Origin of the sequence: Massilia sp. ST3, from assembly GCF_018119405.1 — a bacterium.
In the GTDB taxonomy this organism is placed as follows: domain Bacteria; phylum Pseudomonadota; class Gammaproteobacteria; order Burkholderiales; family Burkholderiaceae_D; genus Telluria.
Map to the genome: position 1 here is coordinate 68,275 of NZ_JAGPWC010000001.1, position 19,828 is coordinate 88,102.

At 66.6% G+C, this 19,828-nt stretch carries 24 protein-coding genes; 16 read left to right on the forward strand and 8 right to left on the reverse strand.

All coding sequences use genetic code 11. From position 1 onward, the window contains the following. Positions 1–283 precede the first annotated feature (283 nt). The 4 genes from KBW98_RS00305 (at position 284) to KBW98_RS00320 (ending at position 3,615) form a co-directional block, all read left to right on the forward strand. Entirely contained in the window at positions 284–1,462 is a 1,179-nt protein-coding gene (locus KBW98_RS00305; protein ID WP_211518077.1) for an acetyl-CoA C-acyltransferase, read from the forward strand. Positions 1,463–1,481: 19 nt separating this feature from the next. Further along, on the forward strand, positions 1,482–1,784 hold the full coding sequence (locus KBW98_RS00310) for a Dabb family protein (protein ID WP_211518078.1): 303 nt from the start codon (positions 1,482–1,484) through the stop codon (positions 1,782–1,784). A 117-nt stretch (positions 1,785–1,901) separates the two neighbouring features. Further along, positions 1,902–2,684 carry an SDR family oxidoreductase gene (locus KBW98_RS00315; protein ID WP_211518079.1) on the forward strand — a complete coding sequence of 261 codons (783 nt, stop codon included), beginning with the start codon at positions 1,902–1,904 and terminating at the stop codon, positions 2,682–2,684. A gap of 22 nt (positions 2,685–2,706) precedes the next feature. Next, positions 2,707–3,615 (forward strand): SDR family oxidoreductase, encoded by a 909-nt coding sequence (locus KBW98_RS00320; protein WP_211518080.1) that lies wholly within the window; start codon positions 2,707–2,709, stop codon positions 3,613–3,615. On the opposite strand, the gene KBW98_RS00325 is transcribed toward KBW98_RS00320, so the two are convergent. The 5 genes from KBW98_RS00325 to KBW98_RS00345 form a co-directional block, all read right to left on the reverse strand. Further along, positions 3,612–3,959 carry a GFA family protein gene (locus KBW98_RS00325; RefSeq protein ID WP_211518081.1) on the reverse strand — a complete coding sequence of 116 codons (348 nt, stop codon included), beginning with the start codon at positions 3,957–3,959 and terminating at the stop codon, positions 3,612–3,614. The genes KBW98_RS00320 and KBW98_RS00325 overlap by 4 nt on opposite strands. A 28-nt stretch (positions 3,960–3,987) precedes the next feature. Further along, a complete protein-coding gene (locus KBW98_RS00330; protein ID WP_211518082.1) occupies positions 3,988–4,752 on the reverse strand; it encodes an alpha/beta family hydrolase in 765 nt (254 codons plus the stop codon). A gap of 22 nt (positions 4,753–4,774) precedes the next feature. Continuing rightward, positions 4,775–5,041, reverse strand: a complete 267-nt coding sequence (locus tag KBW98_RS00335) for a hypothetical protein (RefSeq protein WP_211518083.1) — start codon at positions 5,039–5,041, stop codon at positions 4,775–4,777. Between the two features lie 106 nt (positions 5,042–5,147). Continuing rightward, positions 5,148–6,044: a TonB family protein gene (locus KBW98_RS00340; RefSeq protein WP_211518084.1), complete on the reverse strand. Its 897-nt coding sequence runs from the start codon at positions 6,042–6,044 to the stop codon at positions 5,148–5,150. 90 nt (positions 6,045–6,134) lie between these two features. After that, positions 6,135–7,985 carry a cellulose binding domain-containing protein gene (locus KBW98_RS00345; protein ID WP_211518085.1) on the reverse strand — a complete coding sequence of 617 codons (1,851 nt, stop codon included), beginning with the start codon at positions 7,983–7,985 and terminating at the stop codon, positions 6,135–6,137. Between the two features lie 300 nt (positions 7,986–8,285). On the opposite strand from KBW98_RS00345, the gene KBW98_RS00350 reads away from it, so the two are divergent. Next, the gene (locus KBW98_RS00350; protein ID WP_211518086.1) at positions 8,286–9,323 is read left to right on the forward strand and encodes a serine hydrolase; all 1,038 of its coding nucleotides are present in this window, start codon (positions 8,286–8,288) and stop codon (positions 9,321–9,323) included. A gap of 7 nt (positions 9,324–9,330) precedes the next feature. Here the strand turns inward: KBW98_RS00350 and KBW98_RS00355 are convergent, their stop codons facing one another. The 3 genes from KBW98_RS00355 to KBW98_RS00365 are packed head-to-tail and all read right to left on the reverse strand — an operon-like array spanning position 9,331 to position 11,437. Then, positions 9,331–10,083 (reverse strand): NRDE family protein, encoded by a 753-nt coding sequence (locus KBW98_RS00355; protein ID WP_211518087.1) that lies wholly within the window; start codon positions 10,081–10,083, stop codon positions 9,331–9,333. Continuing rightward, positions 10,074–10,364: a DUF4936 family protein gene (locus KBW98_RS00360; protein ID WP_211518088.1), complete on the reverse strand. Its 291-nt coding sequence runs from the start codon at positions 10,362–10,364 to the stop codon at positions 10,074–10,076. Before KBW98_RS00360 ends, KBW98_RS00355 begins: the two co-directional genes overlap by 10 nt. Before the next feature lie 2 nt (positions 10,365–10,366). Further along, complete coding sequence (locus tag KBW98_RS00365) at positions 10,367–11,437, reverse strand: folate-binding protein YgfZ (RefSeq protein WP_211518089.1); 1,071 nt, start codon at positions 11,435–11,437, stop codon at positions 10,367–10,369. A 101-nt stretch (positions 11,438–11,538) separates the two neighbouring features. On the opposite strand from KBW98_RS00365, the gene mltG reads away from it, so the two are divergent. The 11 genes from mltG to lpxO all read left to right on the forward strand — a co-directional run bounded on the left by mltG (position 11,539) and on the right by lpxO (position 19,620). Further along, complete coding sequence (gene mltG, locus KBW98_RS00370; protein ID WP_211518090.1) at positions 11,539–12,537, forward strand: endolytic transglycosylase MltG; 999 nt, start codon at positions 11,539–11,541, stop codon at positions 12,535–12,537. Next, the gene (tmk, locus tag KBW98_RS00375; RefSeq protein WP_211518091.1) at positions 12,534–13,160 is read left to right on the forward strand and encodes a dTMP kinase; all 627 of its coding nucleotides are present in this window, start codon (positions 12,534–12,536) and stop codon (positions 13,158–13,160) included. Before mltG ends, tmk begins: the two co-directional genes overlap by 4 nt. Before the next feature lie 2 nt (positions 13,161–13,162). Next, positions 13,163–14,176, forward strand: coding sequence for a DNA polymerase III subunit delta' (locus KBW98_RS00380; RefSeq protein ID WP_229428896.1), 1,014 nt, complete (start codon positions 13,163–13,165; stop codon positions 14,174–14,176). Positions 14,177–14,198: 22 nt separating this feature from the next. After that, positions 14,199–14,576: a PilZ domain-containing protein gene (locus KBW98_RS00385; RefSeq protein ID WP_211518092.1), complete on the forward strand. Its 378-nt coding sequence runs from the start codon at positions 14,199–14,201 to the stop codon at positions 14,574–14,576. A 34-nt stretch (positions 14,577–14,610) separates the two neighbouring features. Further along, complete coding sequence (locus KBW98_RS00390; RefSeq protein WP_211518093.1) at positions 14,611–15,129, forward strand: GNAT family N-acetyltransferase; 519 nt, start codon at positions 14,611–14,613, stop codon at positions 15,127–15,129. Positions 15,130–15,190: 61 nt separating this feature from the next. Beyond that, on the forward strand, positions 15,191–15,973 hold the full coding sequence (locus KBW98_RS00395) for a TatD family hydrolase (protein ID WP_211518094.1): 783 nt from the start codon (positions 15,191–15,193) through the stop codon (positions 15,971–15,973). 3 nt (positions 15,974–15,976) lie between these two features. After that, positions 15,977–16,645, forward strand: a complete 669-nt coding sequence (locus KBW98_RS00400) for an ankyrin repeat domain-containing protein (protein WP_211518095.1) — start codon at positions 15,977–15,979, stop codon at positions 16,643–16,645. 129 nt (positions 16,646–16,774) lie between these two features. After that, entirely contained in the window at positions 16,775–17,689 is a 915-nt protein-coding gene (locus KBW98_RS00405) for a methyltransferase domain-containing protein (protein WP_211518096.1), read from the forward strand. A 305-nt stretch (positions 17,690–17,994) separates the two neighbouring features. Next, positions 17,995–18,195 carry a hypothetical protein gene (locus KBW98_RS00410; protein WP_211518097.1) on the forward strand — a complete coding sequence of 67 codons (201 nt, stop codon included), beginning with the start codon at positions 17,995–17,997 and terminating at the stop codon, positions 18,193–18,195. 110 nt (positions 18,196–18,305) lie between these two features. Continuing rightward, the gene (locus KBW98_RS00415) at positions 18,306–18,533 is read left to right on the forward strand and encodes a DUF6139 family protein (RefSeq protein ID WP_211518098.1); all 228 of its coding nucleotides are present in this window, start codon (positions 18,306–18,308) and stop codon (positions 18,531–18,533) included. Between the two features lie 187 nt (positions 18,534–18,720). Further along, a complete protein-coding gene (gene lpxO, locus KBW98_RS00420; protein ID WP_211518099.1) occupies positions 18,721–19,620 on the forward strand; it encodes a lipid A hydroxylase LpxO in 900 nt (299 codons plus the stop codon). The last annotated feature ends 208 nt before the right edge of the window (positions 19,621–19,828 follow it).

Here is a 19,828-nt window from a genome sequence, read left to right on the forward strand (position 1 = left end):
CGGTTTGACCAGCTCATCGGCCAGAACGTTCGCATTGCCAATTCTTCATCAGCTGGGAGCGAGTGTGTTCCGCAAACCTTACACGATTCTTGCACCAAGCTTACGCAAAGCTTACAGAAGCACGGCCGTGCGGCCTGCGCCGGTGTCGGACGTCCCGCTGTCCCCGCGTCGGACGGCATTCCGGGCCGGCAGGGATGACTTGCAGGTTTGATCACGAACGACCGTTCGTAATATGCTATGCTCGTCCGGTCCCAGCCGCGCGAACACCAAGAGGAGACTCCGCATGCAAGACGCCGTCATCGTTTCGACCGCCCGCACCGCCCTGGCCAAATCGTGGAAGGGCGCCTTCAACATGACCCACGGCGCCACCCTCGGCGGCCACGTGCTGGAGGCGGCCATAGCGCGCGCCGGCATCGAAGCGGGCGAGGTCGAGGACGTCATCATGGGCTGCGCCAACCCCGAGGGCGCCACCGGCGTCAACATCGCGCGCCAGGTTGCACTGCGGGCCGGTTGCCCGGTGACGGTGCCGGGCATGACGGTCAACCGCTTCTGTTCCTCCGGCCTGCAGACCATCGCCCTGGCGGCCCAGCGCATCCTTGCCGGAGAAGGCGAGATCTTCGCCGCCGGCGGCGTCGAATCGATTTCCTGCGTGCAGCAGGAGATGAACCGCCACATGCTGTACGAGACCTGGCTCAAGAAGCACAAGCCGGAACTGTACTGGCCGATGCTGCAGACCGCCGAGACGGTGGCGCGCCGCTACGCGATCCCGCGCGAGCGCCAGGACGAATACGGTGTGCGCAGCCAGCAGCGCGCGGCCGCCGCCCAGGCAGCGGGCCTGTTCGACGCCGAGATCGTCCCCATGACCACGGTGATGGGCGTGGCCGACAAGGCGTCCGGCATGCTGCTCACCCGAGAAGTCACCATCGCCGCCGACGAAGGCATCCGCGCCGATACGACGCTGGAGGGCGTGGCGAAGATTCGTCCCGCGCTGCCGGGCGGCGTGATCAGCGCCGGCAACGCCAGCCAGTTCTCGGACGGCGCCGCGGCCACGATCGTCATGAGCGGGCGCCTGGCGCAAGCCCGGGGCCTGCAGCCGCTCGGCATCTTCCGCGGCTACGCGGTGGCCGGCTGCGAGCCGGACGAAATGGGTATCGGCCCCGTGTTCGCCATCCCCAGGCTGCTGGAAAAGGCCGGGCTGACGGTGGAAGACATTGGCCTGTGGGAACTGAACGAAGCCTTCGCCGTGCAGGTGCTGTATTGCGCCGACCGCCTCGGCATCCCCATGGACCGCCTCAACGTGAACGGCGGCGCGATCGCGGTCGGCCATCCGTATGGGGTGTCCGGAGCGCGCATGGTGGGGCATGCGCTGATCGAAGGCAAGCGCCGCGGTGCCAAGTATGTGGTGGCCACCATGTGCGTCGGCGGCGGCCAGGGCGCGGCCGGACTGTTCGAAGTCGTGTGAATCGATACCAGGAGAAGGAATGATCAAGCATATCGTGATGTGGAAGCTGAAGGACCAGGCCGAAGGCGCCGACCGCGCCGCCAATGCGCGCGAGATGAAGCGCCGGCTGGACGAATGCGCCCATATCGTCCCCGGCATTCTCACATTCGAGGTGGTGATCGCCCAGCCGGGACTGGAAGCGACCTACGACGTGGTGCTGTACTCGGAGTTCGAGGACAAGGCGGCGCTCGAGGCCTACGCCACGCATCCGACCCACAAGGCGCTGGTGCCTTTTATCGGTGCGATCCGCGAAGCGCGCCAATGCATGGATTACGAGGTTTGATCCGGCACGCGCCGGTTGAACGCGTCGGCGGGAAATCCGCCGACCCTACCCAGGGTTGGCGGCTGCGCCGCCGACGCGTTCAAGCGGCCTACGCATAAAATAACAAAGGAGACACCCATGCGCAGCACCCACGAACTGTTTTCACTGAAGGGCAAGACCGCCATTGTCACCGGCGGCTCGCGCGGGCTCGGCCTGCAGATGGCCGAAGCGCTCGGCGAGCAGGGCGCGCGCCTGGTGATCTCCTCGCGCAAGCAGGAGGAGCTCGACGAAGCCGTCGCCCATCTGAAGGCGCGCGGCATCGAGGCTTCCAGCATCGCGGTCGACCTCTCGGACGAAGCCCAGGCCCACGCCTTCGTGGACGAGGCGCTGCGCCTCCTCGGCCACGTCGACATCCTGGTCAACAATGCCGGCGCCAGCTGGGGCGCCCCGGCCGAGGACTATCCGCTCGAAGCCTGGGACAAGGTGATGAACCTGAACGTGCGCGCCATGTTCCTGGTGTCGCAGCGGGTCGGCAAGCTGTCCATGATCCCGCGCCGCTATGGGCGCATCGTCAACATCTCGTCGATCGCCGGCCTGGCCGGGAATCCGCCCGGCACCATGCAAACCCTCGCGTACAACACGTCCAAGGGCGCGGTGGTAAATTTCACCCGTACCCTCGCGGGCGAGTGGGGTCGCCACGGCATCACGGTCAACTCGATCGCGCCGGGCTTCTTCCCGTCCAAGATGACCAAGGGGGTGCTGGCGACCTTCGGCGAGGATACCCTGGCCAAGGATGCGCCGCTGAACCGCCTCGGCGACGACGAGGACCTGAAGGGCGCGGTGGTGCTGTTCGCCTCCGACGCCGGCAAGCACATCACAGGGCAGACGCTGGCCGTCGATGGGGGCGTGTCGGCAGTCTGATCCCGGGCAGGGGGAGGGAGAGATGAAGGAGTTTCACGGCAAGGTCGCCGTCATCACCGGCGCGGCCAGCGGCCTGGGGCGCGAGTTCGCCAACGTGGCGGCCGGGCTGGGCATGAAGCTGGTGCTGGCCGACGTCCAGGCCAAGGCGCTCGAGCACGCCGCCGACGAGCTGCTGCGCGGGGGCGCCGAGGTGCTGGCCATGGTGTGCGACGTCAGCAAGGGCGCCCACGTCCAGGAACTGGCGGATTCCGCCATCGCGCGCTTCGGCGCCGTGCACCTGGTGTTCAACAATGCCGGCGTCGGTTCGGGCGGCCTGGTGTGGGAAAACTCGGAACAGGACTGGGAATGGGTGCTGGGCGTGAACCTGTGGGGCGTGATCCACGGGGTGCGCGTGTTCACCCGCGTCATGCTCGAGTGTGCCCAGAAGCATCCCGGCTTCGAGGGACACATCGTCAATACCGCGTCGATGGCGGGGCTGCTCACGGCGCCCGCCCTGGGCGTGTACAACGTCTCCAAGCATGCGGTGGTGGCCCTGACCGAAACGCTTTACCACGACCTGCGGCTGGTCGATGCGCCGATCGGCGCCTCGGTGCTGTGCCCCTACTTCGTGCCGACCGCCATCGCCCACTCGCACCGCAACCGGCCCGCAGAGCTGCACAGCCAGGAAGGCGTGACCGCCAGCCAGATGGCCGCCCAGGCCCTGACCGAGAAGGCGGTCGGTTCCGGCAAGGTGTCGGCCGGGGACGTGGCGCGCCTGACTTTCGAGGGCATCCGCGAAGGCCGCTTCTATCTCTATTCGCATCCGCAGGCGCTGGGCGCGGCGGCCGAGCGCTTCGAGGCGATCGTCAAGGGCGGGGCGCCGGCCGATCCGTATGCAGCCACGCCCCAGGTCAGGGACATGCTGAAGGCCGGGGTGCGCCGCTCACACTAGTGCGAGCGGCCGTCGTAGTGGTGCACCGGGATGCTGTCCAGGTCGAGGTTCTCGACACAGCGCAGGTTGACCGCGGCCATGGCATTGCCCTTGGGGTCGACACCTTCGCCGTAGGGATGGATGCCGCAGGTCGGGCAGAAGCAGTGCTTGATCACGTGCTTGTTGAACATGTAGGTGCTCGCGGCTTCTTCCGGGGTCTTCAGGCGCAGCTTGTCGCGCGCCACGAACCAGAGCAGGGAGCCCTTGCGCGCGCAGATCGAACAGTTGCAGGCCAGCGCGCTGTCGATCTCGCCTTCGACGTCGAAAGCGACGGCGCCGCAGTGGCAGCTTCCTTGGTAGTGCATGCTTTGTCTCCTGTTGGTGGCCGGATGATTATCGTGCCCATTGCAGCGCCGCCACATAGGCCGCGCTCCCGGAAATCGTATTGTGCCCCGTTCCTTCGATGACGCGCAGGCTCACGCGCTCCGGGGCAAAGCGCGTCGCCAGCAGTTCCGTGCTCTTGCGCGGGATGATCTCATCGTCCTCGGCGGCCACGATCAGGACGGGAGCGCTCACCCTGGGGGCATGGCGCCAGGATTCGTACCTGTCGCGCAGCAGCCAGTGCACGGGGAAATACGGAAAGTGGGAAGCGGCCAGGCCGGCCAGGCTGTCGTAGGGAGTGACCAGGACCAGCTTGCCGACCGGGCGCGCCGCCGCCACCTGTACCGCGACGCCGCTGCCCAGGCTGCGCCCGACGAGCGCCACATCCTCATGGTCCGCCGCGACCTTGTCGAACAAGGCCAGCGCATCGGCCACCAGCGCCGCCTCGGACGGGCTGCCCGAGCTGCCCGCATAGCCGCGGTAATGCAGCAGGAAGAGGGAGCGTTCGGGGAAAGCCTGCGCCAGCTGGGGCAAGCTGGCCGAGACGTCTTCCGCATTGCCTCCAAAGTAAATCAGGGCTTTCCGGCCGGGCGCGGGTCGCTGCGAGACGCGCAGCAGCGCGCCCGGCACCGCCAGTGTCGCCACCTGCGGCGCCTGCAGCGCGGCTCCTTGGGGAGGGAAGTAGATGAACGATCGCTGTTTCAGGAACAGCAGGACGCACACGCCGAGGTAGCCGGCGAGGGCCACGCACAGGACGAGTCCGAGGATCCTGTTCACGATGCTGGCCGGAGGCGAGGAATCAGTCGGACAAGCCTTTTTGCAGCAGTTCGGTCACCAGCTGGCCCAGGTCGACGCCGCGCTCCTCGCTCAGGCGGCGCAATTGCTGTACCAGGTCGCCATTCAGCTTGACGGCAAAAGGCACCAGCCCCAGCGCGCGCTCACGCTCGCGCTGTTCGCGGCGATCCGGCGCGGTTGAACCGGCGGCGGCGCCGAAAGCGGCGTTCTTTGCGCCCATCTTGTTCATCAATTTCTTCGCGTCGCTCTTTGCCAGGTCGGTTTTCTTCATCGCTCGCCTTTTCTACTATTGGAGCCGGATTCTACTCCCTAAGCGGGCCTGCGTCACCGCCGGGGACGGAGCGATCCCGAACAAGGCAACCGCCCCGTAGAACGCGCTACTCGATCTGCCAGACATATTCGAGCTTCGACCAGCCCGCTGTCGCGGCGCCATCCTTGCGTGCCGGACGGAAGCGGCAGACGCCCAGCGCGACGACGGTTTCGTTGTCGAGGGCGGCGATGCCGCTGGAGAGGGTGTGCTTCACGTAGAGGGGCTTGCCGTCGGCGCCGACGTAGAACAGCAGTCCGACCTTGCCTTGCGCTTCGTTGTCACGCGCCAGCCAGGGGTAGTCCGGGCGCCGGCAGCTGTCCAGGTCGATATAGGCCAGGGTGCTGTCCGGTCCGCCGGGCTCGCCCAGTTCGCGGGCCGGTACCGGCGGCAGGCTCGCCTCGCGCCTGGACCGGGCCGCGGCATTCGCGGCGATCGCGTCCGCAGCCGCGCGATAGATGGATCCGCCGAAGGCCGTTTCCTCCGCCACGCGTTCGAAACCGCGCGCGACTTCGGCCGGGTCATGGCTCCAGGCATGCGCCGTGACCAGCGCCGATACCGCGTCGTCATGCTTGCCCTGCACCTGCAGTGCGACCGCCAGGTGGCTCCAGAAGTTGGCGTGGGTCGGCAGCGAGGCCAGCGCCTTGACCAGCAGCTGTTCCGCTTCGCGGTGCCTTCCAGCCTGCATGTGCGCCACCGCCAGCTTCTCTTGTTCCTCGGCCGCCGCCGTATAGCTGCCGGCGCGCCCTGGCGGCGGGCCGCCGATGTGCCGTAGCCGGACGATCAGCGGCAGCTGCGCGACCTCATCGCCGGCCCGCGCCGCCGCCATGATGCCGCGCACGCAGTGCTCGGCCGTGTCGCAGGCCAAGGCGGCCGGGGGCAGGGCCGCAGTCAGGAAAAAACCGGACAACACGGCGCCCAGGAGGCGCGTGAGCCTGGATGAAGCGGGCAGGGATGGCATAGGCATAGGCGTGTAGTGTGGCCTTGAAGAGGCCGGAGTATAGCGCCTATGGGCACGTCCGAATCTCTCCCAAATCCACGGCGCCCGCCTGTGCGCTCAGCGGGCCGCGCAGAAGCCTGCGTCGCCGTTGGTCGCGCCCGCCGCCAGGTCACGGTTCCAATCCGGCCCCGACAGGATCATGGTCGAACCATCCATGCTGTGCGTGCCGTTCCAGAACGAGGTCACCGTGCCCTGGACGTTCGGCACCTGCACGCTCCAGCCCACGGCCCTGACCGCACTCGTGTTGGTCACCGACACCGACGCGCAGTAGCCGCTGGTCCAGTCGGCCGTGATCCTGAGGCTGGCCGTGAGCGCGCCGGCCGGCAGTTCGGGCGGCTGTTCCACGGGCTTGGCCGGACGGGTGGCGCACAGGCCGATCTCGGTCGACTCGCCGGGTCGCAGCATCTTGTTCCAGTTCGCGCCTTTCACGCTGAGGACCTGGCCGGCCAGGGCATAGCTGCCGTTCCAGAGCGAGGTGACGGTGTCGGCGAAGGCGCGCTCCACCGTCCACTCGCCGGCGGTCGTGCCGACGTTGCGCACTGTGAGGGTCCCGCAGTAGCCCGTGCCCCAGTCGTTGGTGGCGGCCAGGGTGCTCTCGACGACCGGCGGCGGTGGCGGCGGCAGCGGGTTCGGGTTCGGGCCCGGCTCGGTCGCATTCGGATCGATGAAGGCCTTCTTCACCGCGGTCAGGAGCGGGTTGTTGACACCGTCGGTGGTGCCGTAGTTGACCAGCCAGATGATGGTGCCGCCCGCGCCTTCGCCTTCGCGCGTCGACTGCGCCCAGGCGCCCTTGGCGGCGATGGTCGCCGGTTCTTCGTAGCTCAGGTAGCCGGTGGTCCATTCCGGACGGCTGGCCGGGGTGTAGCCGCCAGGGTAGGTCCGGTAGCTGGTCTGGGTGGCGTGGTCCCAGGCGTAGATGCCTTTGTCGAGGTAGCCGTGCTTGTGCAGCTGGCGGTAGTTCCAGCGCACGTCGTAGACCGACCAGTTGGCCAGGTCGCCGTCGGTCGCCTGGTCCGGGCCCGTGTAGGGCGGCGCGTAGTGCATGCCGTAGAAGCCCAGGCCCATGCCCAGCCTGGCGCGCGGCACGCCCGCGTCGACGTACTTCTGGATGGTGCCGGCGATCGACATCGGCCGCGCCGGGGAATGGCCCGTGAGCGGCGCGAAGGTGGTGCTGTTCCAGCCCTGGCCGAACCAGCCCATGCCGTAGCTCATGAAGTTGTACTGGTCGACCATCCCGGCCACGCGCAGCTGGTGGGCGCTGACCTGGTCGATGTTCATGTTCAGCATGCCGGCCGGGAAGGTGATGATGACCGGCCTGTCCTGGTAGCGCGGGCGTGCGTTGGCTTCCTTGCGCAGGTCGGCGATCAGGGCTTCCAGCAAGGCCTGCTCCTCGAGCGCGTCGTCCTTGATGCCTTCCCAGTCGACATCGATGCCGTCGTAGTCCTTGGCCACCATGTAGTCGACCAGGTTCTTCACGAAGGTCGCGCGCACCGCGGGACGCGAGGAGGCGATGAAGCCGGCGTTGTCGCCTTCGCCACCCAGCATGACCAGGGCCTTGATGCCCACGTGGTGGGCGCGCTTGACCATGTATTCCTCGACCGTCATGTCGTAGGGGGCGCCCGGTCCCAGGTCGCGGCGGTCGTGGGCGGTGCCGGCGCCGAGGACGACCTCGCCCGGCTTGCCCTTGGCGCCGCCGCCCGGGCCGATGCGCGCGAAGACGAAGTGGGTCATGGCCGTCATGTCGACGTGCTGCGGCGCCTGGTAGTCGCTGTTGTCCCAGAAGTAGCCGCCGTAGTAGCCCGTCACCCATTTGGCGTCCGGATGCTCGGCCCCGAATGCGTGCCAGGGTGCGCTCATCGCCAGCGAGAGCATGGACATCGCGGCCAGGCGGGTCAGGTTCGTTTTCATGTCGGTTTCCTTTCGTAGTTACTGTAAGGAAACATGCTAGCAGCCCCGGGGCGCGTAAAGATGTCATCGAAATGTAAGACCCCCACGGCTGGGGGGAGCCGCGCGAGCTTCCATGCGGGGAGAATAGTTTCGGGCCCCGGCGCGCGAGAAGCGGGGCGCCGGCCTGAATCCATGGCACACTTCGCCGCCTCGTCATTGCATTGGACCGATCCGTTGAACGCAGCTCCGCTCCCGTCCCCGTTTGTCTCCTGGCTGCTGCGCGCGGCAGCCGTCCTTTGCTGGTGCTGGTCCGCGGGCGCGATGGCCTGCCATTCGGTGGAGCGCGCGGGCATCGCGGCCCAGGGCTTCGATGCCGACCGCCTGTGCCAAGTGCTGCGCGATTTCCAGGCCGGCGAAGCCAATCTGCATGGACTGGTGATCCAGCGCCATGGCGAGCTGGTGGCGGAACGCTACCGCTCCGGCAAGGACCGCTCGGTGTATTCCCTGTTCGCGCGCAGCGTCGATTTCGACGCGCATACCCGCCACGACCTGCGCTCGGTCAGCAAGTCCGTGACCAGCCTGTTGTGGGGCATCGCCCAGGCCGAGCACAAGACGCCGCCGCTCGACGCGCGCGTGCTCGACCTGTTCCCCGAACTGGCGGAGCTCAGGCGCGACGGACGCGAGGCGATCACGGTCGGCCATTTGCTCAGCATGAGCAGCGGGCTTGAATGGAAGGAGCCCTACCAGTACGGGCTCGGCAACGACGAACTGGCGCTGTACTGGCGCGCCTCCCAGGAAAAGGCCGTACTGTCGCGCCCCATGCTGCACCCGCCCGGCGCCCGCTTCCAGTACAGCGGCGGGGCCACCGCGGTGCTGGCCCGGCTGCTCGAACGCGGCGTCGGGATGCCGCTGCCCGAGTATGCGCGCACGCGCCTGTTCGCGCCGCTGGGCATCACCGACTGGGAATGGATGCAGGATCTGCGCGGCCGGCCGCTGGCCTTCGCGGGACTGCGCATGCGGCCGCGCGACCTGGCCAGGATCGGCCAGCTGGTGCTGCAGCGCGGGGAGTGGAACGGCCGCCAGCTGGTGCCGGCGGCGTGGATCGACGACGCGCTGCGTCCGCATGCCGAGATCGGCGACGGGCGCCAGTACGGCTACCAGTGGTGGCTGGGCGCGACCCCGCCCTTGGGCGGCGAGCAGCGCTGGGCGGCCGCCTACGGCAATGGCGGCCAGCGCCTGTTCGTGGCGCCGGGGCTGGACCTGGTGGTGGTGATCACCGCGGGGATGTACAACGAGGACGCGGGCGTGGCGAAGGTGAACCGGATGTTCCAGCAGATCGCCGCCGCCGTCGATCGCTGAGAACGCGTCACCCGTTCTGGGGTTGCAGCACGCGCTCGTGGAGTTCCGGCTCGCCCTCGCGGTACAGCTTGACCACGGTGGAGGTGCGGGTGCCGTAGCTTTCGGACTCGATGCAGACCGGCGACAGCATGCGCTCGACCTCGATCGGCACGCCGGTTTCGGGCAGCCTGAGGTCCGGCGCGCGCGTCGTATCGGCGAGCATCTCGAAGTAGGCGTCTTCCGGCGCGCCCTGGCACAGCAGACTGGCGAATTGCGCCTTGGTGCGCAGCACCTTGGGCCAGGGCGCATCCAGCAGGCTGTTCGAGATGCCGTAGATGCGGCCGGGCTCCAGCGGCTGGCCGTTGCGCGGGTCGGCATGCCCCCGGTTCGAGTACCAGTACAGCGACTCGCGGTCGCCCAGCACCAGGTTGTAGCCGTTGTAGTCGTCCGGGCGCGCCGCCAGCGCCGCCACGTAGTCGGCGGCGCTGATCTCGTCCTTCAGGAAGTCGGCCACCAGCGCGCCGCGGGTGGGCGCGTCCTCGCGCCGCTCGGCGGGAGCGCGGATATTGGTCAAGGCCGCGAAGCGCGGGCCGTTGGGGCCGCGCAGCGACACGCCCATCCAGCTGCCGCCGCCCTGCAGGTCGCGGCCCGCGATTACGTGAGGGTGCTCGGGCCAGGGCGCCGCCGGGGTGGCGGGGCGGTCGTAGAACTCGTCGCGGTTGGCCACCGCGATCACCGGCACGCCGGGGACGACATGCCATGCAAAGACAATCAGGCACATGGGGCTAGATCCGTGAAAACTTCCGCCCGGCGCGGGCCGTCGATATAGGCGTGCAGGCCGGCGGCCTGCGCGGCGTTTTCCAGCTGTTGCGCGAAACCCTCGTCCACCCCCGGATAGACTTCCATCCAGGTCTGCAGGCCATCCTTCGCTCCGGGGCGGCGCTTGAGCTGCACCGGCACGCCATCGCCGCGGGCGAGGCGCTGCTGCATCGCCCGCACCAGCGGGCCGAGGCGCGCGGCGTCGTGTTCACGCACCTTGTAATAGACGTACAGGTCGACCATCGTCAGTCGTCGACGGGATCGAGGCTGTAGGGCATGGGCGCGAAGGCCAGGCGCGGCCCCGCGCTCGAACCCAGGTGCACGGCGTCGTCCAGCGCGGCCAGCTTGATCTCGACCAGGACGTCGGCCCCGCCCAGGCCGTTCGGCGCGGCGTTGACCACCATGCCGCAAGGCTGGTCCGGGTCGGTGCTGGAGAACACCTCGTCGCCGGGGCGGGCGGCGGCGTTGTCCACGCTGGCCAGGGCGGCGCGGCGCTTGATCTTGCCAAGATACTTGGTGCGTGCGACGATCTCCTGGCCGGGGTAGCAGCCTTTCTTGAAATTGACGCCGCCCAGCAGCTCGAGATTCACCATCTGCGGTACGAACTGCTCCTGCGTGGCGGCGGTCACCTGGGGCGCGCCGGCGTGGATCGCGGCCAGCTGCCAAGCCTGGTTGCCGCCCAGGGCCAGCTCGTCCTTGAGCGCGGACAGGGCGGCCAGGCCGTTCTCGGCGCTGGTCAGCCACAGGTAACGCGGCGCCTGGGTTCCTTCGAAGGCGGCGTCGTGCAGGCGGATCACGGTGCCGAAGGCGCCGTCGGCTTTCGACATGGGCGCGGCCGGCAGCGTGCCGGCATGGCGGCTCAGGGCCGCCTCGGCCTTGGCGCCGCCCAGGCCGAGCACCGCCTGGAACGGGGCCTCGTCGGTGGCGTCGCGCAGCTTGGCCTTGGAGCGCAGGACGAACATGCCGAGGCGCTTTTGCAGCGGCGCCTGGATGGCGCGCGGCAGCTGCAGGTAGACGGCTTCGCTGTCGCGCCACATCAGGAAGGTGGCCTGCAGGCGGCCCTTGGGCGTGCAGTAGCCGGCCAGGCGAGCTTCAATCGGGCCGAGATGCTCGACGTCGCTGGTGAGCTGGCCGTGCAGGAAGGAGGCGGCATCGTCGCCGGCGACGGCGATCAGGCCCAGGTCGGTGACGGTGGCGACGAAGCCGGCGGCCAGCTCTTGGGCTGTCAATACATGGCCGAAATCCTCGACCTGGTTCGCCTCGTCGACGTGGAAACGGGCGCCGAGCGCGGAAAGTTGTTCAGTCCAGTGGGTCATAAATCGAATATGATCTTGCAATTAGGCTTTATCATTACGGGCTCATTATAAAGATGTCGGGAAAATCGCGCCGAACGCGGCGCAATACCAAGCAAACGCACATGGCACTCCTCAAAAAACTCATCGTCGCGACCGTCGTCGTATCCATCGGCGCGGTCGGCGCTTTCTCGTGGTGGGCCAAGAACCCCTTGACCACGGCGGAGCCCGCGATCGAATTCACGGTCAATCCCGGCAGCGGCGCGGCCGCCGCCGCCCAGCAGATCGCCAGCGCGGGCGTGCCGCTCAACGGCTACCTGTTCGCGCTGCTGGCGCGGGTGACCGGCCAGGCCGCGAAGATCAAGGCCGGCAGCTATGAACTGAAACCGAACACCTCGCCGCGCCAGCTGCTGTCGCAACTGGTGCGCGGCGAATTCGCGCAGGAAGCGATCACCATCATCGAAGGCTGGACCTTCCGCCAGATGCGCCAGGCCTTGGGCGCGCACGAGCGCCTGAAGCACGACACGGTCAAGCTGTCCGACCAGGAGCTGATGGCCAAGATCTCGACCGAGTACAAGGACCCGGAGGGCCTGTTCTTCCCCGATACCTACTTGTTCGCCAAGGGCTCGTCCGAGCTGGACATCTACAAGAAGGCGCACCAGGCCATGCTGAGCCACCTGAAGACGGCCTGGGAACAGCGCGACCAGAGCCTGCCCTACAAGACCCCCTACGAGGCCTTGATCATGGCCTCGATCGTCGAGAAGGAAACCGGCCAGAAGAGCGAGCGCGGCATGATCGCCGGCGTGTTCGTCAACCGCCTGCGCACCGGCATGCTGCTGCAGACCGACCCGACCGTCATCTACGGCATGGGCGAGCGCTTCGCCGGCCAGATCCGCAAGAAGGACCTGGAAACCGACACGCCCTACAATACCTACACGCGCGGCGGCCTGCCGCCCACGCCGATCGCGCTGCCGGGTATCCAGTCGCTGAACGCGGCCCTGGCGCCGGAAAAGACCCCGGCCCTGTACTTCGTCTCGCGCGGCGACGGCACCAGCCAGTTCTCGGACAACCTGCTGGACCACAACCGCGCCGTGAACCAGTACCAGCGAAAGATCACCCGATGACCGAAGGCGGTACCGTGCAAGGGAAATTCATCAGCTTCGAAGGCATCGACGGCGCCGGCAAATCCACCCACATCGGCTTCGTGGCCGGCTGGCTGGCCGCGCGCGGCAAGGCCGTGGTGTCCACGCGCGAGCCGGGCGGCACCCCGCTGGGCGAGAAGCTGCGCGAGCTGCTGCTGCACGAGAAGATGCACCTGGAGACCGAGGCCCTGCTGATGTTCGCCAGCCGGCGCGAGCATATCGCCCAGGTGATCGCACCGAATCTGGCGCTCGGCAACTGGGTACTGTCGGACCGCTTTACCGACGCCAGCTTCGCCTACCAGAGCGGCGGCCGCGGCCTGGCGCGCGACAAGATGGAAACCCTGGAACACTGGGTGCACCCGGGCCTGCAGCCCGACCTGACGCTGCTGTTCGACGTCCCCCTCGAGGTAGCGCGCGAACGCCTCGACGCCACCCGCACCCTCGACAAATTCGAGCGCGAGCAGGCGGACTTTTTCGAGAAGTGCCGCGGTGAATACCTGCGCCGGGCAGCCGAGTTCCCGCAGCGGATCGTGGTCATCGATTCGACCCGTTCGATCGAGGCGATTCAGGCGCATTTGTCTGAAGTACTGGAGAAATTGTTGTGACGATGTATCCGTGGCAGGAAGCCGCGTGGACGCAGCTGCAGCAGATGCGCGCGCGCATGCCGCACGCCATCCTGTTCCATGGCCCGGCGGGCACCGGCAAGGCCGATTTCCTGGAAACTTTTGCCCAGGCCCTCTTGTGTGAAAACGTGAAGCCGGACGGCCACGCATGCGAGGCATGCGCGTCCTGCGGCTGGTTCGCCCAGCACAACCATCCGGACTACCGGCGCGTGCGTCCGGAAGCGCTGGAAGACGAGCCGTCCGAAGGCGAGGAGGGCGGCGAGGGCGAGCGCAAGGCCAAGGCCAGCAAGCCCTCCAAGGAAATCAAGATCGAGCAGATCCGTTCGCTGGCGGACTTCATGAATATCTCGACTCACCGCCAGGGCTTGCGGGTGGTGGTGCTGTACCCGGCCGAGGCGCTCAACATGCCGGCGTCGAACGCCTTGCTGAAAACCCTGGAAGAGCCGCCGCCGGGCACCGTCTTCCTGCTGGCTTCCAACAGCCTGGACCGCCTGCTGCCGACCATCCTGTCGCGCTGCCGCAAGTTCGCCCTGCCCATGCCGTCGCACGAGGAGGCGCTGGCCTGGCTCAAGGCCCAGGGCCTGGCCGATGCCGACAGCTGGCTGCGCGAGCAGGGCGGCGCGCCGCTGGCCGCGCTGGCCGCGAGCGAAGGGGGCGGGCGCGAAGAGATGGACGCGCTGCTGCACTTCCTGGCTCAGCCTTCGAAGGACGGCGCCCTGCGCACCGCCGAGCGCCTGGCCAAGGGCGAGTTGCCGGCCCTGGTGGCGTGGCTGCAGCGCTGGCTGTACGATGTGTTTTCGTACAAGATGTCCGGCAAGGTCCGCTACTATCCGCGCTACGGACGCGAACTTGCCGCGCTGGCGGGCAAGGTGCACACTGCAAGCCTGATGCGGGCCATCAAGGCCACCAACGAGCGCCGCGCCGTGGCCGAGCACCCGCTGTCGGCAAAATTGTTTGTCGAAGACATGTTGCTTGAGTACACTTCGTGCTGCACCTGAAGAGGTTGATGAAAGGACACCGATGAGCGCCACCCCGACTGACCCGAACGTACCGCAAGCACCGCGGCCGTCCGTGCTGTCGCTGGCCATCAAGGAAAAGGCGGCGCTATACGCCGCCTACATGCCTTTCCTCAAGAATGGCGGCATGTTCGTGCCGACCAACAAGCCCTACAAGATCGGCGACGAGATCTACCTGATCCTGTCGCTGATGGACGACCCGAACAAGTACCCGATCGCCGGCAAGGTGGCCTGGATCACCCCGGCGGGCGCGAACAACAACAAGGCGCAGGGCATCGGCGTGCATTTCCCGGCCGACGAAGCCGGGCAGCGCGCCAAGCTGCGCATCGAGGAAATCCTCGGGGCGGCGCTGCGCTCCTCGCGCGCCACCCATACCCTGTAATTCCCTGACCTTTCCAATAAAGCACTTACGCCGTATGCCGTCCTACGTCCACCGCCTGGCTACCCGCGACGACCTGCCCGCCATCGTCGAGATTTATAACTCCACCATCGCCTCGCGCGAAGTCACCGCCGATACCGAGCCGATCACCGTGCAATCGCGCGAGCAATGGTTCGCCGACCATACGCCGGACCGCCGGCCGCTGTGGGTGATCCACGCCGCCGACGACACGCGCGCGCAACCGGAAGTGCTGGGCTGGCTCTCCTATTCGAATTTCTATGGCCGCCCGGCCTATTCGGGCACGGCCGAGGTGTCGATCTATATCGCCGAGCAGGCCCGCGGCAAGGGCATCGGCAAATACTGCCTGGAGCTGGCGATGGCCTTCGCGCCCGAGGTCAAGGTGCATACCTTGCTCGGCTTTATCTTCGGCCACAATGCGCCCAGCCTGGCACTGTTCCGCAAGTACGGCTTCGATACCTGGGCAAATTTCCCGCGCGTGGCGAACCTGGACGGGATCGAGCGCGACCTGATCATCCTGGGCAAGCGGGTCGCCTGATCCGGAGGCGCGAGCCGGGCGCGGGATGAGCTTCCCGCCGCATCTCGATTAAAATGGCGGGATGTTTATCGATTCCCACTGCCACATCAATTTCCCGGAGCTGGCTGCCCGGATGCCGGAGATCCTGGCCAAGATGGCCGAGAACAAGGTCACGCACGCCCTGTGCGTCTCGGTCGACCTGCCGGATTTCCCCCAGGTGCTCGCCCTGGCCGAGCAATATCCGCATATCTATGCCTCGGTCGGCGTCCATCCCGACTACGAGGACACGCCCGAACCCAGCGTTCAGCAGCTGGTCGAGCTCGCCAATCACCCGAAGATCGTCGCCATCGGCGAAACCGGCCTCGACTACTATCGCCTGGAAGGCGACCTGGAGTGGCAGCGCGAGCGCTTCCGCACCCACATCCGGGCTTCGCGCGAGACCCGCAAGCCGCTGATCATCCACACCCGCGCCGCCAGCGCCGACACCATCCGCATCATGCAGGAAGAGGGCGCCGGCACCGACCAGGGCGGCGTAGCCGGCGTGATGCACTGCTTTACGGAGTCGCTGGAAGTCGCCCAGGCCGCCATGGCCCAGGGCTTCTATATTTCGTTCTCGGGCATCGTCACCTTCAAGAGCGCCAAGGAGCTGCAGGAAGTGGCGCGCGCCGTGCCGCTCGAACGCATGCTGATCGAGACCGATTCGCCTTACCTGGCCCCGGTGCCTTACCGCGGCAAGATGAACGAGCCGGGCTATGTCGCCCACGTGGCCGAGTTCATCGCCACCCTCAAGGGCGTCTCGCTGCGCGACGTGGCCGGGCAGACCACCGAAAACTTCTTTAACCTGTTCCAGACCGCGAAGGCCTGAGCCATGCCATTCTCCCGCCGCGCCTTCGTCCTTGCCGGCCTGCTCGCAGGTGTCGTGTCCAGCGCGCAGGCGGTGCGGCCGCCGACGCCGGAGGAAGTGGCGGCCTTCTTCCGCGCGGTCCAGCTTGACGACCTGAAGACGGTGGAGCGCATGGTGGGCGCCGTGGTCAATGCCAACGAGCGCAATCCTGTCGGCGGCGATACGGCGCTGGTGCTGGCGCTGCGCGAAGACGCGCCCAGGGTGTTCAGTGCGCTGCTGGCGCATCCGGGCACCGACCTCGAGGCCACGGCGGCCAACGGCAACACGGCCCTGATGATGGCCGCCTTCAAGCGCAACAAGAACGCGGTCGAGGCGCTGCTGGACAAGGGCGCCAAGCTGAACCGGCCGGGCTGGACGGCGCTGCACTATGCCGCGGCGGCCGGTGACGACGATATCGCGGAGCTGCTGATCGGGCGCGGGGCCAGGGTCGACGCCGTGTCGCCGCGCCAGAGCGGGGGCTACACACCGCTGATGATGGCCGCGCGTGAAGGGCATGCCTCGACCGCCATGCTGCTGCTCAAGCGTGGCGCCAAGGCAAAACTGAAGAATAACGAGGGCTTGACCGCCGCCCAGATCGCCGAACGGGCAGGCCGAACCGACGTGGTACGGGCGCTCTCGGGCGCCACATCCTGAGCAGCGTCCAGGCGCCGCTGCCGTTTCCGCCGGGAACTAGACGGTAAACACCCCGCAGCTCGGCCCTTCGGCCGCATGCATCCTTATCCATAATGTGCTCACGGTCCACCTCCGTACCAAAGGATAATTATGCTGAACGAACGCGAAATCGAGAGCTGCTACCTGGGGCAGTTCATTCCCGTGCACTACCATCACAACATGCTGATGGACCAGAACCGCATGCACAGCTTCAAGTCCGCCATCCACTACGCGGTCTTCCCCGGCGCCCGCGTGCTGGAACTGGGCGGCGGCACCGGCGTGCTCTCCTTCTTCGCGGCCCAGCAGGCGAGCAAGGTTTATTGCGTCGAATACAATCCGGACATGGTGCGCGAAGCGCGCAAATTCCTGGCGATCAACCCGAACGGCCACAAGGTCGAGGTGGTCCACGCCGACGCCTTCGACTACCTGCCGCCCGAGCCCGTCGACGTCGTGATCTGCGAGATGATCCACGTGGGCATGCTGCGCGAGAAGCAGGTCGAGGTGATCGAATCCTTCAAGCGCCGCTACCTGGCGCGCTTCGGCGGCCCGCTGCCGGTCTTCCTGCCCGAGGCCGTGATCATGGCGGCCCAGCCGGTCCAGCAGGAATACGATTTCGAAGGCTTCCACGCGCCCATCGTACAGTTCCAGGAAACCAACGTGGTCTATCCGGGCACCGTCGAGCTGGCCCAGCCGGCCGTGTACAGCATCATCGACTTCCAGACCCCGGTCGACACCCACATCGGCTTCGAGGGTTCGATGCTGGTCGAGAAGAGCGGCACCCTGAACGCGATGCGCTTCATCACCAAGAACGTGCTGGCGGTGGTGCAGGAGCAGTCGACCACGATCGACTGGCTGAACCACTACATGACCCTGCCGCTGGCCAAGCCGATGCAGGTGCAGGCGGGCGACTTGCTCCGGGTGTCCTTCCATTACCGTGCGGGCGGGTCGATTCCCTCGCTGCAGGCGTCGATCGAGACGCAGGTGGTGAACAGCGAGGCGACGGAGCGGGTGGCGGCGTTTGCCTGATCACTCCTTGCACGCCGCGTAGCTGAAGCCAGCTGTCTGGTGTGCGGCGGACTTGGGTCCCGGCCTGCGCCGGGCCGACGTTCGAGAGTCAACGCTTAGTATTACTCTGCGTGAGCTCCAGCACGCCGTCCCGGCGAAGGCCGGGACCCAAGTTTTTGGCAAACCGCCAACTCCCCGTCATACCGATTACCCTTGCAATTCCACCACTCACCCCGCCTTTTCGACCCCTTATCGCAAGCACGTTGAGCTGCGCACCCTCAGTACATACTCTATCCATGCCGTCTTCTTTCGACATGGAGCGTACAATGCTGAGTTTCCTGGTGTGGCTGATGCTGCTGTTCCTGTGCTGGCCGATCGCGCTGCTGGCCCTGGTGATGTATCCGCTGGTGTGGCTCGTGCTGCTGCCTTTCCGCCTGCTCGGCGTCGGCGTGGAAGCCGTGTTCGAACTGCTGCGCGCCATCGTGCTGCTGCCCGCCAGGGTGCTCGGCTATTCGCCGGGCCGCTGAGCGGCACCCTGTTGAGTGTGGGCCAATTAACAGACGGCCCGGCTTCGATCTTCTACTGTGGAACCGCCCGCTTTCATCCGGAAAGCGGGTTTTGACAAGAGGACAAGACTATGCGCCTGGATATTTACCGCAGAGCAGAACGAGACGGCAAGTACTCGTACCTGGCAGTACCCGAAGCCAAGAATATTCCTGAAGAAGCCACCAACACCGACTGGGAGATCGAAACCCGCGCGTTCGAAGTCGATGATGGCGCCAGCCAGTTGCCGGACTTCGACATCGACAACCTGAGCGGCCAGATCGCCGAAAAAGGTTATGCGATGACGTCGGTGCTGCACTAAACCTAGCGCACTCCGCGCCCGGCCCGCCGGGCCAAGACAGCACGCCGGAGCCCGCGAATTGTCCGGATTCCGGCGTGGTATGTTGCCCCAGAGACACGGCCTGGCCCTCACGGTCAGTGGGCCGTTATGGTATCCTGCGTCCTTGATCAAGCAAGCCAGCCGCAATCCGGCTGAGATGGAGGACGTGATGAAGTGGGCAGTGGTGGGTTTTTATTTCCTCTCGATCCTGCACATCCATTTCCGTGGACGGGTTCGTCTGCCGTTCCGCCGCCAGATCTTCGACCACTCGTCGTTCATGGCGCCCATCAATATCTTCATGCATAAATTCTCGCGGGTACCGGCCACGCCCTATATCCCCGTGAGCGAGTTCCCCGAGCTGCAAAAGCTGCAGGATAACTGGCAGGTGATCCGCGCCGAGGCCGAGAACCTGCTCGCCCTCAAGAAGATCAAGGCGGCCGAGCAGAACGACGACGCCGGCTTCAATTCCTTCTTCAAGAACGGCTGGAAGCGCTTCTACCTGAAATGGTACGACGCCAGCCACCCGTCGGCCGAACGCCTGTGCCCGCAGACCTATGCCCTGCTGCAGTCGATTCCCTCGGTGAAGGCGGCGATGTTCGCCGAACTGCCGCCGGGCGGCAAGCTGAATCCCCACCGCGACCCCTTCGCCGGGTCGATGCGCTATCACCTGGGCTTGGCGACGCCGAACGACGACCGCTGCTTTATCGAGGTCGACGGCGAGCGTCACAGCTGGCGCGACGGCCAGGGCGTCGTCTTCGACGAAACCTATATCCACTGGGCGATCAACGGCAGCGAGAGCGACCGCGTGATCCTGTTCTGCGACGTCGAGCGCCCGATGCGCTTCCGCTGGATGGGCGCCGTCAACCGCTGGCTCGGCCGCACCCTGATGACTGCCGCCGCCTCGCCCAATGAGACAGGCGACCAGGTCGGCCTGGTCAGCAAGCTGTTCCGCATTTCCTTCTACGCCGGCCAGTACCGCCGCCGCTACAAGGCATGGAACAAGACCGCATACAACCTGACCCGTATCGCCCTCGTCGTCGCCCTGGCCGCATTCATCTACTGGATCTGAGCCTTTCAGCGCTTGAAAGCGGGCCGCGGCGACATGACCGCGGCCCGCTTTTTCGTGTCCTGTGCAGTCCTTCATACGGTGAATAGCTGAAGCTATTCGCGCTACATCTCTGTTGTCGTTTCGGCACAGGTCCTTGCTGCCTTCCTCATGTCAGTGTTACCATCCGGAAGCAGAGTTAGCATTAATGCAATATGGGTGGCCGAGCTCC